The following is a 19,420-nucleotide window of genomic DNA, read 5'->3' as shown; positions in this document are numbered from 1 at the left end:
GCTCGCCATTGTGCGCGGGTGCAGCGCGGTAAGTTCATCACATTCGAAGGCGGCGAGGGGGCCGGCAAGACCACGCAGGCGCGCCTGCTGGTCGAGCACCTGCGCTCGCTCGGGATCGACGTCATCCAGACACGTGAGCCGGGCGGTTCGCCGGGCGCCGAGGTCATCCGCAACATTGTCGTGGCCGGAGACGCCGAGCGCTGGTCGCCACGCACCGAGACCCTGCTGATGTACGCTGCGCGCTCGGATCATCTGGAGCGCACCATTCGGCCAGCTCTGGACGCCGGCAAATGGGTGGTCTGCGACCGCTTCGCCGACTCCAGCCGCGTCTATCAGGGCGCGGGCGGCGGCGCGCCGGAAAGCCTGATCGAGGCCCTGGACGCTGCCATCGTGGCCGAGGACCAGCCGGATCTGACCCTGGTGTTCGACCTGCCGGTCGAGGTCGGGCTGGAGCGCGCCTTTGGGCGCGGCCTGTTCGAGACCCGGTTCGAGTCCAAGGGACTGGCCTTCCATCAGAAGCTGCGTGAGGGCTTCCTCGGCGTGGCGCGTCGTCACCCGGAACGCTGCGTCGTGATCGACGCCACCGGCGAGCTTGAGGCCGTTTCAGAACGTCTGCGGAGCGCCGTCGCCGAGCGGTTGCTGTGAGCGAACATCCACGCGACCGGTTCGATCTGGTCCCGGACGTCGCCGCCGAGGAAGCCTTTCTGGACGCTCTTAACCGGGGACGTCTGCATCACGCCTGGCTGCTGTGCGGCGTCGAGGGCAGCGGTAAGGCGACCTTCGCCTATCGCGCCGCGCGCCGCCTGCTGGGCGCCGCGCCCGACCCGTCGCGCGGGCCGCTGGGCGCCGCGCCCTATGATCCGGTCAGCCAACTGGTTACGGCGCAGTCCCATCCCGATCTGCTGGTGATGGAACGGCTGGTCGAGGGCGGCAAGCAGAAGAAGACCATCTCGGTCGATCAAGCGCGCGATCTGCCGGGTTTCTTCGCCAAGAGCCCGTCCCAGGCCGACTATCGCGTGGCGATCATCGACGCGGCCGATGACCTGAATATCAACGCCGCCAATGCCTTGCTGAAGATTCTTGAGGAGCCGCCTGAGCGGGGCGTCTTGCTGCTGGTGACTCATGCACCGGGTCGGCTGCTGGCCACGATCCGCTCGCGTTGCCGCCGCCTCAGCTTCCCGATCTGGACCCCGGACCAGTTGGAAAGCCTGGTGCGCAACCGCACGGGCGCCGATCCCGACGACGCGCGACTGGCCGCCGACATGGCTGGCGGATCGCCGGGCGCGGCTCTGGCCCTGTCGTCCGGCGCCATGCAAGAAGTCGACGCCCTCGCGCGCAGCTGGGTGCTGGGCGATGCCGTTGATCGCGCTGAGCAGCTGGCTGTCGCCGACGGGTTTCGCGGCGCCGAAGGTCAGGCGCGGTTCGAGGCGCTGATGGACCGTCTGATCGCGGCGGTGAAGACCCGGGCGCTGGAGGCGCCGGCCGGGCAGGGGGCGCGCTGGGCTGAACTGTGGACCCGTCTGGCCGAGCTGCCGGACCGCACGGCGGCCATCAACCTGGACCGGGCCGACGTTCTGGCCGGCGCCCTGGCCGAAATCGCCCGCACCAAGGCTCTGAGATGATCATCGACAGTCACGTCAACCTGCACGCTCCTCAGTTCGATGATGATCGCGACGAAGTCATCGCCCGCGCCCGCGAGGCCGGGGTGCGTCTGATGGTCGAGATTTCGGACAAGCTTTCGACCTTTGAGGCCACGCACGCCCTGGCCATGGCCCACGACGACATCTGGTGCACCGTCGGTGCCCATCCGCATGAGGCCAAGGACCATGTCGAGCTGACGGTCGATGAACTGGTCGCCCTGGCCAAGCGCCCGCGTGTCATCGGCATCGGCGAGTGCGGCCTGGACTTCCACTACGACCTCAGCCCGCGCGATGAGCAGGCGGCGGTCTTCCGTCAGCACATCGACGCCGCACGCCGCACCGGCCTACCGCTGGTGGTTCACACCCGCGAAGCCGACGAGGTCATGGCCGCGATCCTGCGCGAGGAACACGCCAAGGGCCCATTCAAGCTGCTGATGCACTGCTATACCAGCGGCATCGAACTGGCTGAAACCGCGGCGGAACTCGGCGCGTGGTTTTCCGTTTCCGGCATCGCTACCTTCAAGGCGGCGGAGGACGTGCGCGAGGTCATTCGCCGGATGCCCGAGGACCGGATCATCGTCGAAACCGACTGCCCCTATCTGGCGCCGATCCCGCATCGCGGACGCCGCAATGAACCGGCCTATGTCGGTCTGGTGCTAAAGAAGCTGGCCGAGATCCGGGGATGGTCGCTCGAAGAAGCCGACCGGCGCACAACCGACGCCTTCTTCGCCCTGTTCGACCGCATACCTCGGCCCGCCGAATGACCGGGGCGGGCGAGCTGGAGATCGTCATCCTCGGTTGCGGATCGTCCGGCGGCGTGCCGCGCGGCGATGGCGACTGGGGCGACTGTGATCCGGGCGAGCCCAGGAACCGGCGGACCCGCTGTTCCATGCTGGCGCGGCGTCATGGCCCGAATGGGACCACCAGCGTCCTGATCGACACCTCTCCCGACCTGCGGCAACAGGCCCTGGCCGCCGAGATCCGCCACGTTGATGCAGTCCTCTACACCCACGACCACGCCGACCAGACGCACGGCATCGATGATCTGCGGGTCTTCGCCATCCATGCGCGGCGACGCATCCAGGCCTGGATGGACCCGGCGACCCATCACGCGCTGGCCAAACGCTTCGACTATATTTTCGAGAGCCATCACGGCTATCCGGCCATACTTGAGGCGCAGCGCATTCCGCCTCATGGCGAGGCCTGGCGTGTGGACGGCGCGGGCGGCCAGATCCCTGTCGTGACCTTCGATCAGGCGCACGGGCCGATCCGCTCGGTGGGCTACCGCCTTGGACCGGTCGCCTATTCCAGCGATGTGTCTGATCTGGACGAGGCGGCGCTGGAGGCGGTGCGCGGCGCCGACCTCTGGATCATTGACGCTCTACGCTACTCGCCCCATCCGACCCACGCTCATGTCGACAAGGCTCTGGGCTGGATCGCACGGGCGGATGTCGGGCGGGCGGTTCTGACGAACCTCCACATCGATCTGGATTACAATCGCTTGTCGGCGCTTCTTCCCGATCATGTCGAGGTCGCCTTCGACGGCTGGAACTGCTGCTTCCCGATGTGAATCGGGCTCAAGCGCGGCGGATGGCTTCGAATCCGCCGGTGAAGACGGCTTCCATGGCGTCGCAGATTGCGGCCATTTCCGAGGACTTGCACAGGCCGCCTGACAGGACGTCGATACGGCCGGTCTGAGCCAGCGACAAGGTCAGCGACCCCGACAGCAGGTGATAGAACCAGTAGATCTGGCGTGGCGGAGTTTCTGGCGCGATGCGCTTCAGAACGCCGATGAAGCGGTCGATCACCGGGTCGAAATGCTGGTGCATGGTGTCGCCGCCCCAGACCGGAGTGTTGTTCACCTGAGCGACCAAGGCCGCGTAGTTCAGCCAGGCTTTGTCGCCATCGTCGAAAAGCTCGAACAGCGGACGCAGGAAGGCGTCGATTGCCCCGCGCACTGTCATGGCGTCGCCGTGCTCGGCCTCGTACTGGTCCAGGCTGTCGAGACGCAGCTTGTTCACCACCTCTGCGCGACGGCCGAAGACGGTCGAGAACAGCCGATTCTTGTCGTCGAAATAATAGTGCAGCAAGGCCGTATCAACGCCCGCCTCCTTGGCGACGGCCTTCAGGGTGACACCGTGTAGGCCCTCGCGTGCGAACAGAGCTTCGGCCACATCGAGGATGCGGGTCGTCGTCTCCTCACGGCGCTGGGCCTTGGGCTTGGGCGGGGCTTTGGCTTTCGCCTTGGCGCGCGGCTTGGTCACGGTGGCGGTCATCGCGCGACTTTAGCCGAGAACAGGGTTCGCAGGCGATCCCGCGCCCGCAGCAGCAGGATCAGCAGTCCGCCCTTGCGTCCATGGTGGTCCAGCGCCGCCCTCCACCAGCCGCGCTTCACCTCTCCGCCGGGCGTGTCGTTGAACACCATCCAGGCGTCGTCAGCGGGGACATAGGCGGGCCAGTCGGCGCCCGGCGCGCCGGTCCGGGCGAAATCGACCCATCGCTTGTGCATGGCGGCGCTGATCGCGCGGTCGGCCGGTGTTGCGGATGGCGCACCGTCGGGACGGTGATCCAGGGTCTCGAAGACGTGGAAAATTTCGGCGGCGTGGGCGGCACGAGGCATGGCTTCACGCCGTGCTTTCTCCACATAGTCAAAGGCGTAGAGCCAGGCCTTCGAGCGACGCGGCCGCGATGCGATCCAGCGCGCCGGGGCAGCGAAGGCGAAGTCGCGGAAGCCGAGGCGGATCAGTTGCTCTTCGTCGCCGTTCGCCTGCGGATAGAGGCGGGCCAGCGCCGCGTTCGGCTTGATCAACTGGCCGAAGCGTTTCAGGCCGCCGCCGTAGTTGAGCAGGGAATCCTCGCCGCTGTTGACCCCGATCATCAACGGCACATCGGCGAAGTCCCCGCGCGCGAAGGCGCTGATCGGGTCGCGGTCCAGCAGGCGACCGTCGATGACGGGTCCGAAGGCCCCCTCTACGTTCGTCAGTCGCTCGTACGCGACAGCGCGCAGGGCAGAGGCGTCAGGCAGGGCCAGGCCGAGCGCCGTCGCAGCGGCCACGCCGCGTTCCTGCGCGGTTTTCAGCGGCGTGGCGGGCAGCCAGCCGCCGCCGGACTGGACAATCGCCTTGTGGAACAGGCCGCGCGCCCGCTTGGCCGTCATCAGGGCCAGGATGTCGAGGCCCCCGGCGGACTCTCCGAACAGGGTGATGCTGGCCGGATCGCCGCCGAAGGCGCTGATATGATCCCGCACCCATTCCAGAGCGGCGATCTGATCCAGAAGGGCCTGATTGCCCAGCGGTTCGTCATGCGCTGCTTCCTCCGTCAGGGCCGGATGGGCGAAGAAGCCGAGCTGGCCCAGGCGATAGTTGACGCTGACCAGGACCACTCCGTCGCGGGCGAAGGCGGCGCCGTCATAGAAGGGCAGGGAGCCGGCTCCCATCCGGTTCGATCCGCCGTGCAGCCAGACCATGACCGGCACGGGTGCGACGGCTTCGGCGGGCGCCCAGACATTCAGCGTCAGGCAGTCTTCACCGATCGGTTCCGGCGCGCCGCCGATGGATACGATGTCGGCCACGTCAGCCGGACCGGCCTGAGGCGCGGAGAGGCCGAACTCTGCCGCTTCGCGTACACCGTCCCAGGCAGGGAAGGGCTGCGGCGCCTTCCAGCGCAACTTGCCGACAGGCGCGGCAGCGTAGGGCACGCCGCGAAACACATTGGCCGGGCCCTCGCGACGGCCGCGCAGATCACCGGACGGAGTGTGCGCGACGGGCGACGTCGCGGATCGGTTGAGCTGATCCATCATTCTTCCTCCAGGCGCGATCTTCGCCGCACTCGTTCATTTGAGAATGAACAACGCTCGCTCGACTGTCGAGCCGTCGCGTGAAACTTCATTCATGCAAGAATGAATGATGTTGACAGCGAGGCTGTTCGCGGACCACCGTCGGACCAACACAGATCAGCGGCGATCAAACGACCGCGCGTGGAGAGGAAACGAGAATGCGAACGACAGGACAGTTGCGTCTGGCGCTGATGAGCAGCGTCTTCATCACGGCCTCGATTTGCGCGGCGCCGAGCTTTGCCCAGCAGGCGACGGAGACGGAGCAAGCCTCCAGTGTCGATGACATCGTCGTCACCGCCCGTCGCCGTGAGGAGAGCCTGAAGGACGTGCCGGTCGCCGTCACCGCCGTCAGCAGCGAGCGTCTGGAACAGACAGGCGCCGCCGACATCACCACCTTGCAGCAGCAGACCCCGAACGCCACGGTACAGATCGCGCGCGGCACCAACTCCACCCTGACCAGCTTCATCCGCGGCGTCGGCCAGCAGGACCCCCTGTGGGGCTTCGAGCCCGGCGTCGGCCTCTATGTTGACGACGTCTATGTGGCCCGTCCGCAGGGTGCGGTGCTGGATATTTTCGATATCGAGCGACTGGAGGTTCTGCGCGGACCGCAAGGCACCCTCTATGGCCGCAACACCATCGGCGGCGCGATCAAATACGTCACCAAGCGCCTGGGCCAGGATCCGGAACTAACGCTCAAAGGCGCCTACGGCAGCTATAACCAGGTTGATCTGATCGCCTCGGGCTCGGCGCCCCTGACCGACACCCTCCGCATCGGCGGCGCGGTTGCCCGCTACACCCGCGACGGCTACGGCACGAACCTGACCACTGGCGCCGAACACTACAATAAGGATGTCACGGCGGGCCGCCTCAGCGTCGAATGGACCCCGACCGACGACCTCTTCTTCCGTCTGGCGGGCGATATCACGGAGGACGAGTCCAACGCCCGGCACGGCTATCGCCTCAAGGCGCCGATGACCGACGGCATCTATGACACCCGCGCCGGCATCGGCGACGACGGCTATGTCCGCACCCGTGGTCTGTCCTTCACCGGCGAGTGGAACGTCAATGACGCCCTGACCTTCAAGTCGGTCACGGCCTGGCGCGACGGCGACACCAAGGGCGACGGCATCGACTTCGACGGTCTGCCGCAACCGATCCTCGACATTCCCGGCTATTACGCCGACAGCCAGTTCACCCAGGAATTCCAGCTGCTGTTCGAGGGCGAGCGCTGGCAGGGCGTGGCGGGCCTCTTCTATATGGACGCCTCGGCCGAGGGGGCGTTCGACACCGTCATCGGCCTCTATCCCAGCATGGGGCCGGGGCTGCCGGCGGGCCTGACGACCTTCACCGGCGGCAAGGTGGACACCGAGAGCTTCGCCGTCTTCGCCGACTTCAGCTACGACCTGACGGACCAACTGTCGCTGTCGGTCGGCGGCCGCTGGACCCAGGACAAGAAGAGCGTCGACCAGCTCCGCCAGAACTATCTGGGCATCAAGAGCCCGTTCTTCGGCAATAGCGCAGCCATCCCTGCGGGCCGTCCCTCGACCGACTACACCAACTCGGACACCTATTCGGAGTTCACGCCCCGGATCAGCGCCAGCTACAAGTTCACGCCGGAACTGACGGGCTACGCCTCCTACGGTCGCGGCTTCAAGTCGGGCGGCTTCGACATGCGCGGCGACGCCTCCCTCTATCCCGAGACGATCAACGGCTATCAGCCCGAACTGGTCGACACCTACGAGGTCGGCCTGAAGGGCTCGCTGCTGGACCGGCGGATCAACTTCGCCACGGCCCTGTTCAAGTCGGAATACACCGACCAGCAGATCACCTCACAATTCTTCATTCCGCCCGCCTCGGTCGTCAGCTTCGTCGACAACGCGGGTTCCAGCGAGATCTGGGGTTGGGAACTGGAGGCCAGCGCGCGGATCACCGACAGCTTTATCCCGCGCCTGACGCTCGGCTACCTGGACGCCAAGTTCAATGAGTTCGTCACCTTCAACCCGCTGACCGGCAAGCGCGAGAACATGGCCGACCAGCGCCACTTCCAGAACACGCCGGATTGGACCGCCAATATCGCGCTGCCCTACAGCGTCGATCTGGGCGATCGCGGCTCGGTCGTCTTCACGCCGATGGCCTCCTATCGCGGCGCGACCCAGATGTTCGAGACGCCGATCCCGCTGCTCGATCAGGGATCTTACTGGCTGTACGATGCCACCCTGCTGTGGACCGCACCGGATGCCCGCTATCGAGTCAGCCTGGCAGGCCGGAACCTGGGCGACGAACGCTATCGCGCAGGCGGCTATAACTTCCCGGGCGCCATTACCGGGGATTCCGTCATCGGCTTCTATGGCGCGCCGCGCACCGTGACCTTGAGCGTGACGGCGAACTTCTAGGATTAGACGCCCTGTCCCTCCTCCAAAGCCATGGGGCTTGGGGGAGGGGCTCTTCCCCGGCTAGTCGTCAGCGCCGTCAACCGCGCTGGTGACCAGGTCACGCCAGGTAGGATCGGTGTCGTCCACCAGGTCGACGTCGTCCATTAAGGCCACAGCCGTGCTTCCATCCGGCAGGATCAGACCCAGCACTTCCATGGTTTCGCCGTCGGATCCAACATGGGCTTCGGCCTGAACGACAATCGCCGCCTGTTCGCCGTCATCTTCCCACCAGATAATCGGCTGGGGCAGCTCCATTTCGATCACCCACGACTCGTCCGTGTCACCCAAGGCGAAGATCGCCCTGTGAGCCTGCACGTCGTCGAGGGTGGCCACAGCGCCGGTAAAGGTCTTCAGTCGCGCCCAGTCATCGACATCGAATCCTTCGCCATCGTCGTGCTCCATAAGATCTTCAGTCATTTGCGTTTTCGCGGGTTGCTTCGATCATGTCAGGGTCTAGCGCCTGTGAGCACCGAGGCAAGGGTTCAGGCAACACCTGTGAGCGCTAAGATATATTTTCGCAGACTGCACAGGTTTGGAAACTGTTGCAGCCATAAATGGCTGAGTTAACACCAAAAATAATGCAATTCGAGAGAAGCGGCCGTTGCAGACGTGCCGAGTTGGACGCCGCCCTGCACTTCCTCGAGGGCAAACTGACCTGGATCGAGAAGGGACGCCCTGGAAACGTCCCAGAGTTTGAAGACTATCGTTGCTAGGCGGCCGGAGCGCCCATCATGCGTAGTCCCGCCTGCATCGACACGACCGGCTCATAACCCAGTGGGCCTTGCCGATGTCCAGCGTGACCTCCATCGCCGAGGCGGCGAACCCCTGCAGGGTCAGGGGCATGGGTTTGCGCCCTCGAGTGACGAGGCCGACCAGATCGCCCAGGGCGGCGACCGTGTGAACCACGGCGCGCGGCGCCGTCTTGTCCGTCACGGGAGCGTTCTGGCTCTTCAGCAAGGCCGTGATGAAACTGCGGAAGGCGACGGGTTATCCATCCGCCAGGAAATAGACTTCGCCGCCCTGGCCAAGGCGGAGTGCCAGATCGACCCCATGGCAGAGGTTGTCGATATGTGTGGTTGAGGTCAGATAGTCGCCGCCCTCGATCCAGGCCGTCTGACCGGAACGCGCTGCCTCGACCAGGGCGGGCAGGGCCGTGGTGTCGTCACGTCCCCAGACAAACCTCGGGCGCACGGCCATGACCGCAAGACCTTGACCGTTCAGGGCCATGACGGCTTTCTTGGCCGCGATCTTGCTTCTGGAATAGGGCCTGCGGGTCGGCGGGGATAGAGACGGGTTTCATCGACCATGACCAGCGGTCGCCCGTCGCTGAGTACGGATTCGGTGCTGATATGGACGGCGCGCCTTACGCCTGCTGCGCGGGCCGCGCGGAAGACAGACTCGGCGCCTTGGGCGTTGATCCGCATCTGATCGGCGCCGCCGTGGCCATGATCGGTGTCGGCCGCGCGGCGTGGATCAGGGCGTCGCACCCCGTCATCTCTTCCGTGAGCGCATCCATGAACAGGTCGCCGATTACGGGGACGGCGCCGAGAGCCTTCATTCGTTCCGCCGCCTGGGCTGAGCGAACCAGGACGACGACCTCGACCCCCTTCTGCAGGAAATGGCGGGTCAGGTTGCGGCCGACATAGCCGTTGGCCCCGGTGATGAAGAGGCGGTGCGGACGTGCGTCATCGGTCGCCGTCGCATCGGCGACGACGGGAGGTTGGGCGTTCATGTCGTAGTTCCTTCTGGAGGGGGGGAGTTAAAGGCTCAGGACGACCTGGCGGCTTCGGCGGGATCGGCCTCGGCCAGCCAGTCGATCTCGGCGATGATCCGGCTGCGCTCCGCATCGTCGAACCGGTGGAAGTCGAGCAGTTCGAGGAACTTCAGCCCCTCGACCGCGAGATAGGCCAGCAGGGCGCCGCGTGGCGTCGTCGAGGTCTGCAAAATGCGCTGGATGACAGCCGCCTGATTGGACTGCATCTTTCGACGCAGATTACCGTCCAGCACCATGGCGGCGCTGAGGTTCAAGGCGACTGGCCGGAACGCTTCGGGCGGCGCCGCGTATACGGCCGCGAATGGCGAGATCGTCGTCGCCCGCCAGCTCGGCTTCCAGCGCCTCATGTCGCGCGTTGTCGGCGACGAAGGCGCGGTCGATGACGGCTTCGATCAGCGCCTGTTTGGATTTGAAGTCATAGAGGACGGTGGCCTTGCCAATCCCGGCTTCCTTAGCCACGGCGTCCAGGGTGAGATTGGCCGCGCCTTCACGGGCGACGACGCGCTCGGCGGCGTCGAGAATGGCTGACTGATCGATGAGGCGCCTACGCGCCCATGGCACGAACTCTATTTATAACCGACCAGAACGAATGGTCTGAATGTCCGGTGTCGGGCCGTGAGCAGATTTCGGCTCCTGGCGCGTTGCAGTCATCGTCAGACACGCGACTGCACTGCGGCGTCGCCCGTCACCTCCACGCAGGGGTCCAGACATCGTTGCTGCGTCGACCAAAGCGATCGATCTGGTCGCCAACCTTCCAGCCCTCCGGGCAGGGCCCCAGCCTAGTGTAGCGGCGGGTCTGGCCGAAAGACGCCTCCGGCGCGGGGCCCAGGGTGGTCACGCGCAGCTCAACGTCAAAACTGCTCGCCGATCCCTTGGTTCGAGTGCCGACCAGCAGGGTTTGGCTGCCGATCCTGCAGCGCTGCAGGCGTCCGTCTTCGGTCTGGATCGGCTCGCCCAAGGGCTCGCAGGCCATGCCATGAGCTTCGGGCATCGGCATGGAAAAGCCCGCGCGGAGCAGGCTGTCGACGCAGATCCGCACGGCTGGAGCATCGGCGTCGACGACCTCGGCCCGCCACAGCTCGGGCGGATCGACCATGGCCTGCCGCTTGGTCCAGCGATCCGTGCTGACTTCGCAGCCCGTCAACAGGATCAGGCCCACGACAAGCGGCAGGCGCCGGATCATTTGGCGCGGCGGGCGGCCGATGCGCGCACATGCTCCAGACTGAAGACGGCCAGAGTCGCCGCCAGACTTCCCGCTGTTGCGATCAGGGCCAGCTCGGCGAGGCCCTGGGCCAGTTGCAGGTGGCCAGGCGGGCGATTGAACCAGGCAGAGGCCACCGCCCAGTTCAACAGATTATGAAAGATCCAGGTCAGGGCGATCAGCGGGCCGCCGAGGCGAAGGCCTGAAAGAAAGCCGACGCCTCTCGGCGAGGGGTGGTTCAGAGCTTGACGGGCCAGGCGCGGCGCCAAGGCCGCGGCCGCCAGGGCCGCCCCGACAAGGCCCACTACGATCAGCTTCGTCTCAGGTCCGGCGTCGTTGAAGGCAGCCAGAAACTTCAGACCGCGTCCGCCGGGCTCGACGCTTTGGGCCGCGGCGGCGCCGGCGGTCAACAAGGTGGCAGGGACAGCGATCAGGGTCGCGATGGGCAGGCGCATGACATCCTCCATTTGGGCCATGGAGAATGATTGAATTACAATTGTAATATCGTCAAGAGGTCAAGCTTGGGGCGGCCCCAGCCGCAGGTTCAGTATCTTGGGGCGGCTGTCGCTTGCGTTCTCGACTGTGGCCGGCTGCAACGCCCACGCCGCCGCCGCGACCCCTAGGGCGAGACCAAGGACGACGGCGACGGCGACGGGCGTTGGGGAGTGGCGATTCAGGCGGAAACTGGCGATCCGCGCCTCCAACACCCCGGAGGCGTCGCTCCAGCCGCACCCCAGCGGCGTGACTCTTGTCTGGCCGGCCTTCAACAGGGCCTCGGCGTAGACTCGGCGGCGCCCCGGTCGCACCGCCAGCACCTGGGCGTCGCAGGCCAGTTCCTGATCAAAGCGGAATCGGCCAGCCGCGACATGCGCCCAGGGATTGCACCAGAACAGACATTGAAGCAGGGCGACCGCCGCATTGACCCTCAGATCTCCACGCTCGAGATGGGCGTGTTCATGCGCGAGGATCAGCGCTCTTTCCTCCTGGCTCCAGCGGACGGCGCTGTCGGCGGGCATGACCAACCGCGGAACGATGACGCCGGTTACGGCTGGGCCGGCCAGGCCCTGACGCGCAAGCGCGGCGAACCTCATCTGCTGCGCCGCCATCAGTCCGGCGAAGACGATGACGCCGGCGCCCCAGACGCCGACGAGCAGCGGCGCCGGGATCAGCGACAAGGTGCTGGACGCCGCGACCGGGTCGACGGCCATGCGCGGCAGGCAGACTGCGGCCAGGGTCAGCGGCACGACGCCCCACAGTCCGTAGGCGGCGCGAGGGCCGAAGACCCGGCGCGCCGGCGTACGGAGCGCCAGGACGATCATCACGGCCAGAACCATGGCCGCGTTCAATTCCAGAAGCAGGCCCAGCACGTCACTCATCGTCCAACTCGGCGATGATCGCCTTCAACCGCGCCCGGTCTTCGGCGGACAGGCTGCGGTTCTGCGCGAACTGGGCCACCAGTGGCGCGACCTGACCGCCGAACAGCCGATCCAGCAGGTTCTCGCTTTCGGCCAGGGCGAAGGATTCCTTTTCCAGGGCCGCGTGATAGCGGTGCCGCCCCGCGGATCTTTCGGAACGGATCGCCCCCTTTTTCAGCAGACGATTGATCAGGGTCTTGACCGTGGCCTCGCCCCAGTCGGACTGACCGCGAACAGCGGCGATCAGCTCTTCAGCGGACTGAGGCTCGCGACGCCACAGGGCGTCCATGACCTTGAATTCGGCCTCGGTGATGTTCATCAGCGCCTCCTAAGCAAGATTACATATGTAATGCCCGCCTTTGGCAAGGCGCTCTAGCGCTCGCAGTCACGACGCTGTCGCCGCCTGGACCGGACGACGCCTTCTCATGTCATCGGTGGGCCCAGGGCAATCGAGGGAGCCTCCGGTGAAGAGATCATCCCGCAGCGAAAGATCAGCTTCCAGGCGTTGTCGCGATGTCGGCTAGTCGCGCATTGGCGACTTCGCCGAACGGCCGATTTTGGCGCAACGCTGACTAATGTTCGTGCGAACGCTTGCGCCAGTTGAGGCCGTGGGCGGCCGCAAGCACCAGGCCGCCAGCTATGGTGACGAGCTTCTCCAACTCATGGCTGGGCCATTCGGCCGCCGCGAGGAACAGGAGCAGGACGCCGAGGCTTCCCAGGCTGAGCAGGCGCCAGTTCCGGTGACCGTCGGTCATGGGGCGAGACAGGTTCCACGCGGCGATGGGCGCCGCTGTGGCGGCGAACACCCAGTGCAGCCAGGGCGTTTCGGTAAACAGACCCAGGAAGGGCAGGGCGGCGGCGAGGAGGGGCAGGGCCAGGCAGTGGATCATGCAAAGCGCCGACAAACCGATGGCGGCGGCGTCGCCCCACGTCTGGATACGAGCGGTCATGGCTTTCCTTTCGGAGAAGCGGCCGCGACGCGGGGAGGCGTCGCGGCCTGGAGGGATCAGAAGTTCAGTCGAAGACCGGCGCGAACCGCACGCCCGCCGAGGGGCGCCCGGTAACGCAGGAAAGAGTTGTGGGAGCGGGCCTCCTCGTCGGTCAGGTTGGAGGCGTCGACGAAGGCTTCCCACTGGCCGCCGGGAGCCGCGAAGGCATAGGCGAGGTGGGCGTCCACGAGAGTGTAAGCCCGGGATGGGGCCTCGTTTTTCGCGGTCTTGTCCTGGGCTTCATAATGGACGGCTCCCAGAGAGGCGCGCCACGGACCCGCTGACCAGGCGACGTCGGCGCCGTAGCGAGAGACGGGCATGCGAGGCAGATAGTCGCCGTCCAGGTTCCGGCGAAAATACTCCCTGTCCCAGGCAGGCGTGGTCGGGGAAGAGGCAAAAGGACTGTATCCGTCGGGCAGGGCGAAGCGCGGCGCGCTCTCGACCATGTCGCCAAAGGCGCTCAGAACGAAGTCCCCCCAGCGGGTCCCGACAAAGCGCGCCGAACCTTCGATCTCGAGCCCCACGATCCGGGTGTCGCCCTGACGCCATTCGCGCACCGGCAGGGTGCGCGAGACGCCGGTGTTTCCAAGATAGATGTAGTTCTCGTAGTCAGTGCGATAGGCGCGGGCCGAGAGGGCGTAGCGGTCGTTGTCGAAGCCGAGGCCGAGCTCGATGTTTTCGGCCTTCTCCAGGTCCAGCCGGGAGTCGCCCTGTTCTTCGGTCAGGATGCCGAAATGGTCGCCGTTGGCGTAGAGCTCGATCAGGGACGGGGCGCGTTCGGCGTCGTCGTAACGGGCTTCGGCGAAGAGACCGAACGGCAGGTCGTAGCGGGCCGTGACCGAAGCATTGTTCGTCGAGTAGCCGCGATCCCGGGCCAGGGAGCCAAGGCCGCGACCGTCGCGGATGGTGTCCTCATCCACGTTGTAAACGATGCGGTCGTGGCGCAGGCCGCCCTTCAGGGTCAGACCGCGCCAGATGAACTGTTCGGCCCAGAAGAGGCCGTCCTCTGTCGTGGAGACGCTGGGCAGGTAGGCCCTGGCGCCTTCTGTCGACAGGTCGCGGCTGCTGGCCTGCAGCCCGAGCACGCCGGAGAAACCTCGCCAGGGAGTGTGGGCGATGTCGATGCGGATGTCGTCGGCGTCGGTGATCAGGCGGGTGTGGGCGGCGCCGTCGATAACCTCGCGGTCGTCGCTCTGGCTGCTCATCAGGCGGATATCGACACGCTCGAGGCCGAGAACGCGGGGATAGAAGCCGGCGCGGACGTCGTATCGGGTCATCTCGACTTCAAGGTCGATCGGCGACGGCTGGGGGTGGGCTGAAGTGATGTAGGCGAAGCCGGGCACGCCATAGTCGCTGGCGTAATGCTGGACGCTGGCGCCGATATAGCCATCGGACGTGATGCGGCTGCCGCCCAGTGTGAAGGCCGTGGTGGTCTGGCCGCTCTGCGGTAGCCGGCCCTCGGCGCCGGGGTTGCGGTCGGTGATGATCTGGCGCTCCGGCGGGGTTCCATCGACCCACCGCCCGCTGACGGGGTCGCGGACCCAGACGGGATTGGCCAGCTTCACCTGGCACAGGGTCTGGGCATAGACATTGGACACCAGGTCCGACCAGCTGCGGCAGGCGTCGGCCTTGGAGCCGCCCGGAATGCGCAGGTCTGGACGGTCGCGGTAAAGGGCGTCGGCGTGCCAGGCCCATGCCCCGCGCCCGCCGTCGAGGCGGGCCATGGCGGTGAAGTCGGTGTTGTAGCCGCCGCTGATCTCCGCCCGGCCCGACAGGGGCTGGCTCGGCAGTGCGTGCGGAATGCGGCCGTCGACCACATCGACAGCGCCGCCGATGGCCGATCCGCCATGTAGTATGGCGGCCGGCCCTTTCAGGATGTCGATGCGGTCGGCAAGGAAGGGTTCGATCGGCGAGGCGTGGTCGCCCGACAGGGCCGAGGCGTCCCGCGACGCCATGCCGTTGACCAGCAGGGCCACGCGGGGGCCGGACTGGCCGCGGATCTCCGGCCTGCCCGCGGAGGGACCGAAGCTGCTGTTCTGCACGCCGGGAATGCGGGCGAGGGTTTCACCGAGACTGGGCGCCCGGGCGCGTTCCAGCGCCTGACCGGCGAGACTGGCGCGGCTGGCGGTGGCGAGCGCTTCGGCCGTATCCGGCGAGCGGAAGCCGGTGACGACGACGGGCGCGATGACCGTGGGACGGTCCTGTTCGGCGTCCGCTGCGAAGCCTGGGGAGGCGGCGGCGACCGCGAGAGCGGACAGGGAGGAGAAGGCGAGGAAACGCAAGGGCGGGAACTTTACGAAGGAGGAAACGGGCCTTGCAGGGCGGGGAGGCTGTCCCCGCCCTGTTTGGGCGTCAGGCGGCGCGGATCAGAATCGTGCGCGGAAGCCGAGAACGATGTTGCGGCCGCGCAAGGGCGCCAGGTTGCTGATGAAGGAGGCGTGGTTCAGCGCTTTTTCGTCCAGCAGGTTGGTCCCGCGCAGGAAGACCTGGCCGTCGATGTCACCCAGCCCGACGCCTTCCAGACCGACGTCGTAGGCGAGGGTGGCGTTCACCATCTCATAGCCGGGGGTCGCAGTTTCGAAGGCGGCGATGCGGTCTTGTTCGAAGACGTGGACGTATTCGAGATTGCCGGACCAGACGCCCTGATAGAAGTCGCCGCGGGCGCCGAGACGGCCGGCCGGAATGCGCGGCAGGTCGCCGCCGTCGCCCTTGAGATCGGCCCGGACATAGTCGCCGAAGACCGTGGCCGACAGGCCGGGACGGAAGTCGTGGGTGACCTGGCCTTCGATACCGGTGAAGCGGGCGTCGCGCTGAGTGTAGCGGATCAGGCGGAAGTCCTCGAACTGGTCGAGCGTGTCGGCGAAGATGTAGCCGTCGTAGTCGTAGTGATAGAGGCTGGCGGCGAAGGTGGTGGCGCCTTCGGTCTTCTTCAGCGCCAGCTCGATCGAGTTGGCCGTCTCGACGTCGAGGCTGGCCGTGCCGATCTCATAGGTGTTGGTCGCCAGGTGGACGCCGCGCGCATAGAGCTCCTGGGCGGTCGGGGCGCGCTGCGATCGCGCGACCGACAGGGTGGCGACATAGCCGGGCGTGAAGGTCCAGCTTGCGGCGGCTGAGGCCGAGAAGGGCGAGTGGCTCGTGTCGGCCCGTCCCAGGGCGCGGGCGTCCTGCCATTCCTGACGCAGGGCGCCTTCGAAACGCCAGTCGCCGGTCGCGTACTCTTCCATGAGGAAGACGGCGTGGTTCTCGGTCCGGCTCTCGGGAATGAACGACTCCGCACCGACGGCGGCGAAGTCGCTGCGCGAGGTCTGGCCCCCGATGACGCCGCGCACTCCGCCGATGGCGGCGTGCTGCACCTCGACGCGGGCGTCATAACCCTCGTTGGTAAAGGTGGTGGCGATCTCGCCGTCGTCGATCTCGTCGTGGCGATAGTCGGTGAAGCCGCCGCGGAAGCGGATGCGCTCGACTCCGGCGAAAGGATCCTCGATCTCGCCGCGAATGTCGACGCGCTTGCTGATCAGGTCGACGATGGGGACGTGGTCATGATCGTGGTCGTGATCATGATCGTGGTCATGGTCGTCTTCGCCGTGGTCGTGACCGCCGCAGTGCAGGCTGGAACCGTGCGGATGGCAGGACTCGTATTCGTGGCTGTGGCCGGGCAGGCCGTATTCGCTGCGCTGCTCCGTATAGGCGGCGCCCAGATAGCCGCGCGAACCGATCCACGACAGGCCGAGCGTCGCGGTTGAGCTGCGGTTGAAGGATCCGTCCAGAGTCGCCTCGTTGAAGTCGGGAACCTCGTAGTCGTCGGTACGGCGTCCGGCAGCCTCGACGCGAATGGCGAAAGACCCGTCGCCGGCGGTCAGGCCGACCACGCCGGCTTCTTCGTTGTCCGCCGTGCCGAGACGGAACTCGGCGACGCCCTCGCCGCCGTTCTCGGGAATGCGCGTCGGAATCTTCTTGTCGATCAGGTTGACCGCGCCGCCGATGGCGCCCCCGCCATAAAGCAGGGCGGAGGGGCCGCGCAGGATCTCGACGCCTTCCAGCAGCAGGGGCTCGCCTGACACCGCGTGGTCCGGCGAGACTTCGGAGGCGTCCATCAGAGCCGAGCCGTCGGTCAGCACTTTTACGCGCGGCGCCGTCTGGCCGCGGATCACCGGACGGCTGGCCCCGCCGCCGAAGGTGTCGGAGTTGACGCCCGGCAGGCCGTTCAGGGTTTCGCCCAAGGTGGATTGCCGACGCTGGACCAGTTCGTCTCCGCGCAGCACCGCCACGCTGGAGGCCACCTCCTTGCTCGACCGGCCCAGGGCGTCGGCCGTGACGATCACATCATCGACGCGGGTCGTGGCAGGGCCTGACTGGGGCAGGGCGTCCGCCCAGGCGGCGCTGGAAAGGGCGGAAAAACTCGCGGCTGCGAGCAGGATCGATCTTGAGTGCATGACGCTCCCCGTTCATGAAGAGACTCGCTATTATGTTATACTATAACATTCATCAAGCGAGCTTGAGCGGAGATTGGAAATGAGGGGCGAGGGGGCCGCTACACAGGCCGAGCGCGTGCAGTCCGAGGTCTGGCGAATGATCGGAAAGGTTTTCGAGACGCGTCGCATTGACGGCTTCAGCCAGTCTGATCTGGCGAGAAGACTGGGCGTCCCGCGCGGGCAGGTCTGTCTGTGGCTTAGAGACCGAGAGCGCATGACCCTCAAGGCGGCGGCGCGTCTTGCGGACGCCATGGGCTATGATCTCGAGGTGCGACTGATCCGTCGAGAGACGCTTCGCCCGGTCCAGGCGGAGGCGCAATGAGCCTGTTCGATCACGTTGAGGCCTTGCAGGGAAATCTGCCCTGGGGGCGTTTCCTGGACGCCGGAACAGGCGTCAATTCGAGCCTCTGGAGCACGGCTCTGACGACTGACGCCTGGACCGGGGTGACCGCCGCAGCCGTCGGAGACCGCGGCCTGGTCGAGAGCCTGGCCTTGACCATTCAAAGGGTTCGCCATGAAGGGCTCGCGCTTTGTGCCGAGCGCAATGGTCTGGGATGCGGCGCTGATTATGTGGTGGCTTGCGAGCCGATCTGAATGTCGTCTTCTTGCCTTGGCTCCTATGACCGCTTCTGGCGGGTCTCGGTCGCTCCACGCCTCCTAGTTCGCCAACTCGGAAGCGGCCCCGCCAAACGACCGGGCAGGGTGGAAAGCGGACCGTCGCCTAGGGATCATTTGCGAGCGTGAACACCTCTGCCATAGTTGAGTATGAATCGCTTGCGCGCACTTCGTGGAAGAGCTGTCTAGCTCCGGACTTGATCAGGTCGCTTGGTACGGCGTCCCGCTTCCCGGTGGGGAGATCGAGGATCTACTCGATAAGCTCCCATCGAAGCCCCATCCTGCCGAAGTTCAAACACTGAGCCCTGCCGAAACCGCCGCTTGGCTGAGTTTGCTGGCGCCGCAATCACTGAACCATGGCACCGCCCGTGGCATTTCCCGCGATGAGGCGGGCTGGCTGTGTAGGACGATCGAGGTAGCTCTGAACGATCTCTCCCCAGTGCAGAGTTTTTGGCGATTGGGGCATGGGAGATTTCGCGAAGGCTGAAGCACTGGGAACGGTTACGAGCGGATGGTCCTTGGATGGATCGTCGATACAGCCTCCACTTCGCGGTCGTCGAAGACGACTAGTGGTCAGGGGCGGCAGACTTCTACGTTGAGGCCGTGGAGACCTTTATCCGCGATCACATGCCTCGATATCGGCATCTGTTCGCAATCGAAAACGACGCTGTCCATATCAGCGTGAATGTTCCGGTTCGGTTTGCTGCTTCAGTTCGTGACGCCGCGCTTCATTGTCGCGTGACACCAAACGAACTAATTTTTACCGCTGTCAGCCACGAGTTGGAGATGGCCAGGGAGAGCGCTGCGTAGGGCTTCAGTCGGAGAATCTCGTCAATGCGGGACCGGGAATCTCACCAACCAGGAACCAAACAGCCGATTTAGGCCGGAGTCTCAGGAATGAGGAACTTTGACATCTGACAGCAACGGGTGCGAACATGGTCGGCTTTCGCCTAAGATATATTATGCGAAGGCCGACCAAGTTCATTTCCGTTGCAACATGAGCTCAAGCCCAAGCTGCGCAGCCATTCAAAACAGCGCAGCAGCTTG

General features: G+C 65.8%; 22 protein-coding genes. 7 read left to right on the top strand and 15 right to left on the bottom strand.

From position 1 onward, the window contains the following. Window positions 1-18: 18 nt before the first annotated feature. From tmk to ACFYLW_RS05810, 4 genes are read left to right on the top strand one after another with little or no spacing between them, the layout of a single operon-like run. Window positions 19-645, top strand: coding sequence for a dTMP kinase (gene tmk / locus ACFYLW_RS05825; RefSeq protein ID WP_292082789.1), 627 nt, complete (start codon window positions 19-21; stop codon window positions 643-645). Then, entirely contained in the window at window positions 642-1,622 is a 981-nt protein-coding gene (locus ACFYLW_RS05820) for a DNA polymerase III subunit delta' (RefSeq protein ID WP_313472740.1), read from the top strand. Before tmk ends, ACFYLW_RS05820 begins: the two co-directional genes overlap by 4 nt. Further along, window positions 1,619-2,404 (top strand): TatD family hydrolase, encoded by a 786-nt coding sequence (locus ACFYLW_RS05815; RefSeq protein ID WP_292082787.1) that lies wholly within the window; start codon window positions 1,619-1,621, stop codon window positions 2,402-2,404. Before ACFYLW_RS05820 ends, ACFYLW_RS05815 begins: the two co-directional genes overlap by 4 nt. Continuing rightward, a complete protein-coding gene (locus ACFYLW_RS05810; RefSeq protein WP_312064894.1) occupies window positions 2,401-3,210 on the top strand; it encodes an MBL fold metallo-hydrolase in 810 nt (269 codons plus the stop codon). Before ACFYLW_RS05815 ends, ACFYLW_RS05810 begins: the two co-directional genes overlap by 4 nt. A gap of 7 nt (window positions 3,211-3,217) precedes the next feature. Here the strand turns inward: ACFYLW_RS05810 and ACFYLW_RS05805 are convergent, their stop codons facing one another. Then, window positions 3,218-3,916, bottom strand: coding sequence for a TetR/AcrR family transcriptional regulator (locus ACFYLW_RS05805; protein ID WP_312064896.1), 699 nt, complete (start codon window positions 3,914-3,916; stop codon window positions 3,218-3,220). Next, window positions 3,913-5,439, bottom strand: coding sequence for a carboxylesterase family protein (locus tag ACFYLW_RS05800; RefSeq protein ID WP_312064898.1), 1,527 nt, complete (start codon window positions 5,437-5,439; stop codon window positions 3,913-3,915). Before ACFYLW_RS05800 ends, ACFYLW_RS05805 begins: the two co-directional genes overlap by 4 nt. A gap of 194 nt (window positions 5,440-5,633) precedes the next feature. Here ACFYLW_RS05800 and ACFYLW_RS05795 point away from each other — a divergent pair, with 194 nt between their 5' ends. Next, the gene (locus tag ACFYLW_RS05795; RefSeq protein WP_312064899.1) at window positions 5,634-7,868 is read left to right on the top strand and encodes a TonB-dependent receptor; all 2,235 of its coding nucleotides are present in this window, start codon (window positions 5,634-5,636) and stop codon (window positions 7,866-7,868) included. A 60-nt stretch (window positions 7,869-7,928) separates the two neighbouring features. Here ACFYLW_RS05795 and ACFYLW_RS05790 read toward each other — a convergent pair whose 3' ends face one another. From ACFYLW_RS05790 to ACFYLW_RS05730, 13 genes are all read right to left on the bottom strand, one after another. Beyond that, on the bottom strand, window positions 7,929-8,324 hold the full coding sequence (locus ACFYLW_RS05790; RefSeq protein ID WP_292082781.1) for a hypothetical protein: 396 nt from the start codon (window positions 8,322-8,324) through the stop codon (window positions 7,929-7,931). A 312-nt stretch (window positions 8,325-8,636) separates the two neighbouring features. Beyond that, the gene (locus ACFYLW_RS05785) at window positions 8,637-8,840 is read right to left on the bottom strand and encodes a hypothetical protein (RefSeq protein ID WP_312064901.1); all 204 of its coding nucleotides are present in this window, start codon (window positions 8,838-8,840) and stop codon (window positions 8,637-8,639) included. A 54-nt stretch (window positions 8,841-8,894) separates the two neighbouring features. Next, window positions 8,895-9,134 (bottom strand): hypothetical protein, encoded by a 240-nt coding sequence (locus ACFYLW_RS05780; RefSeq protein ID WP_312064903.1) that lies wholly within the window; start codon window positions 9,132-9,134, stop codon window positions 8,895-8,897. Between the two features lie 136 nt (window positions 9,135-9,270). Further along, window positions 9,271-9,639 (bottom strand): NAD(P)H-binding protein, encoded by a 369-nt coding sequence (locus ACFYLW_RS05775; protein ID WP_312064905.1) that lies wholly within the window; start codon window positions 9,637-9,639, stop codon window positions 9,271-9,273. 35 nt (window positions 9,640-9,674) lie between these two features. Continuing rightward, complete coding sequence (locus ACFYLW_RS05770) at window positions 9,675-9,935, bottom strand: hypothetical protein (RefSeq protein ID WP_312064907.1); 261 nt, start codon at window positions 9,933-9,935, stop codon at window positions 9,675-9,677. Beyond that, window positions 9,901-10,242, bottom strand: coding sequence for a TetR family transcriptional regulator (locus tag ACFYLW_RS05765; RefSeq protein WP_390182923.1), 342 nt, complete (start codon window positions 10,240-10,242; stop codon window positions 9,901-9,903). The genes ACFYLW_RS05770 and ACFYLW_RS05765 overlap by 35 nt, the downstream gene beginning before the upstream one ends. 124 nt (window positions 10,243-10,366) lie before the next feature. Next, a complete protein-coding gene (locus ACFYLW_RS05760) occupies window positions 10,367-10,864 on the bottom strand; it encodes a hypothetical protein (RefSeq protein ID WP_312064909.1) in 498 nt (165 codons plus the stop codon). Further along, window positions 10,861-11,337, bottom strand: a complete 477-nt coding sequence (locus ACFYLW_RS05755) for a hypothetical protein (protein WP_312064910.1) — start codon at window positions 11,335-11,337, stop codon at window positions 10,861-10,863. Before ACFYLW_RS05755 ends, ACFYLW_RS05760 begins: the two co-directional genes overlap by 4 nt. A 60-nt stretch (window positions 11,338-11,397) precedes the next feature. Next, on the bottom strand, window positions 11,398-12,258 hold the full coding sequence (locus ACFYLW_RS05750; RefSeq protein ID WP_312064911.1) for a M56 family metallopeptidase: 861 nt from the start codon (window positions 12,256-12,258) through the stop codon (window positions 11,398-11,400). Continuing rightward, window positions 12,251-12,616, bottom strand: a complete 366-nt coding sequence (locus ACFYLW_RS05745; RefSeq protein WP_312064913.1) for a BlaI/MecI/CopY family transcriptional regulator — start codon at window positions 12,614-12,616, stop codon at window positions 12,251-12,253. The genes ACFYLW_RS05750 and ACFYLW_RS05745 overlap by 8 nt, the downstream gene beginning before the upstream one ends. A gap of 253 nt (window positions 12,617-12,869) precedes the next feature. Continuing rightward, window positions 12,870-13,247: a MerC family mercury resistance protein gene (locus tag ACFYLW_RS05740; RefSeq protein ID WP_312064915.1), complete on the bottom strand. Its 378-nt coding sequence runs from the start codon at window positions 13,245-13,247 to the stop codon at window positions 12,870-12,872. A gap of 56 nt (window positions 13,248-13,303) precedes the next feature. Next, the gene (locus ACFYLW_RS05735) at window positions 13,304-15,568 is read right to left on the bottom strand and encodes a TonB-dependent receptor domain-containing protein (protein ID WP_312064917.1); all 2,265 of its coding nucleotides are present in this window, start codon (window positions 15,566-15,568) and stop codon (window positions 13,304-13,306) included. A gap of 84 nt (window positions 15,569-15,652) precedes the next feature. After that, window positions 15,653-17,719, bottom strand: a complete 2,067-nt coding sequence (locus ACFYLW_RS05730) for a TonB-dependent receptor domain-containing protein (RefSeq protein WP_390182922.1) — start codon at window positions 17,717-17,719, stop codon at window positions 15,653-15,655. Window positions 17,720-17,798: 79 nt separating this feature from the next. Here ACFYLW_RS05730 and ACFYLW_RS05725 point away from each other — a divergent pair, with 79 nt between their 5' ends. Both ACFYLW_RS05725 and ACFYLW_RS05720 read left to right on the top strand, forming a co-directional pair. Continuing rightward, the gene (locus ACFYLW_RS05725) at window positions 17,799-18,080 is read left to right on the top strand and encodes a helix-turn-helix transcriptional regulator (RefSeq protein WP_312064920.1); all 282 of its coding nucleotides are present in this window, start codon (window positions 17,799-17,801) and stop codon (window positions 18,078-18,080) included. Continuing rightward, a complete protein-coding gene (locus tag ACFYLW_RS05720; protein WP_312064921.1) occupies window positions 18,077-18,352 on the top strand; it encodes a hypothetical protein in 276 nt (91 codons plus the stop codon). Before ACFYLW_RS05725 ends, ACFYLW_RS05720 begins: the two co-directional genes overlap by 4 nt. The last annotated feature ends 1,068 nt before the right edge of the window (window positions 18,353-19,420 follow it).

It is taken from the genome of Brevundimonas sp. NPDC007368, assembly GCF_042869015.1.
In the GTDB taxonomy this organism is placed as follows: domain Bacteria; phylum Pseudomonadota; class Alphaproteobacteria; order Caulobacterales; family Caulobacteraceae; genus Brevundimonas.
This window is presented reverse-complemented; position numbering and strand designations above follow the sequence as displayed.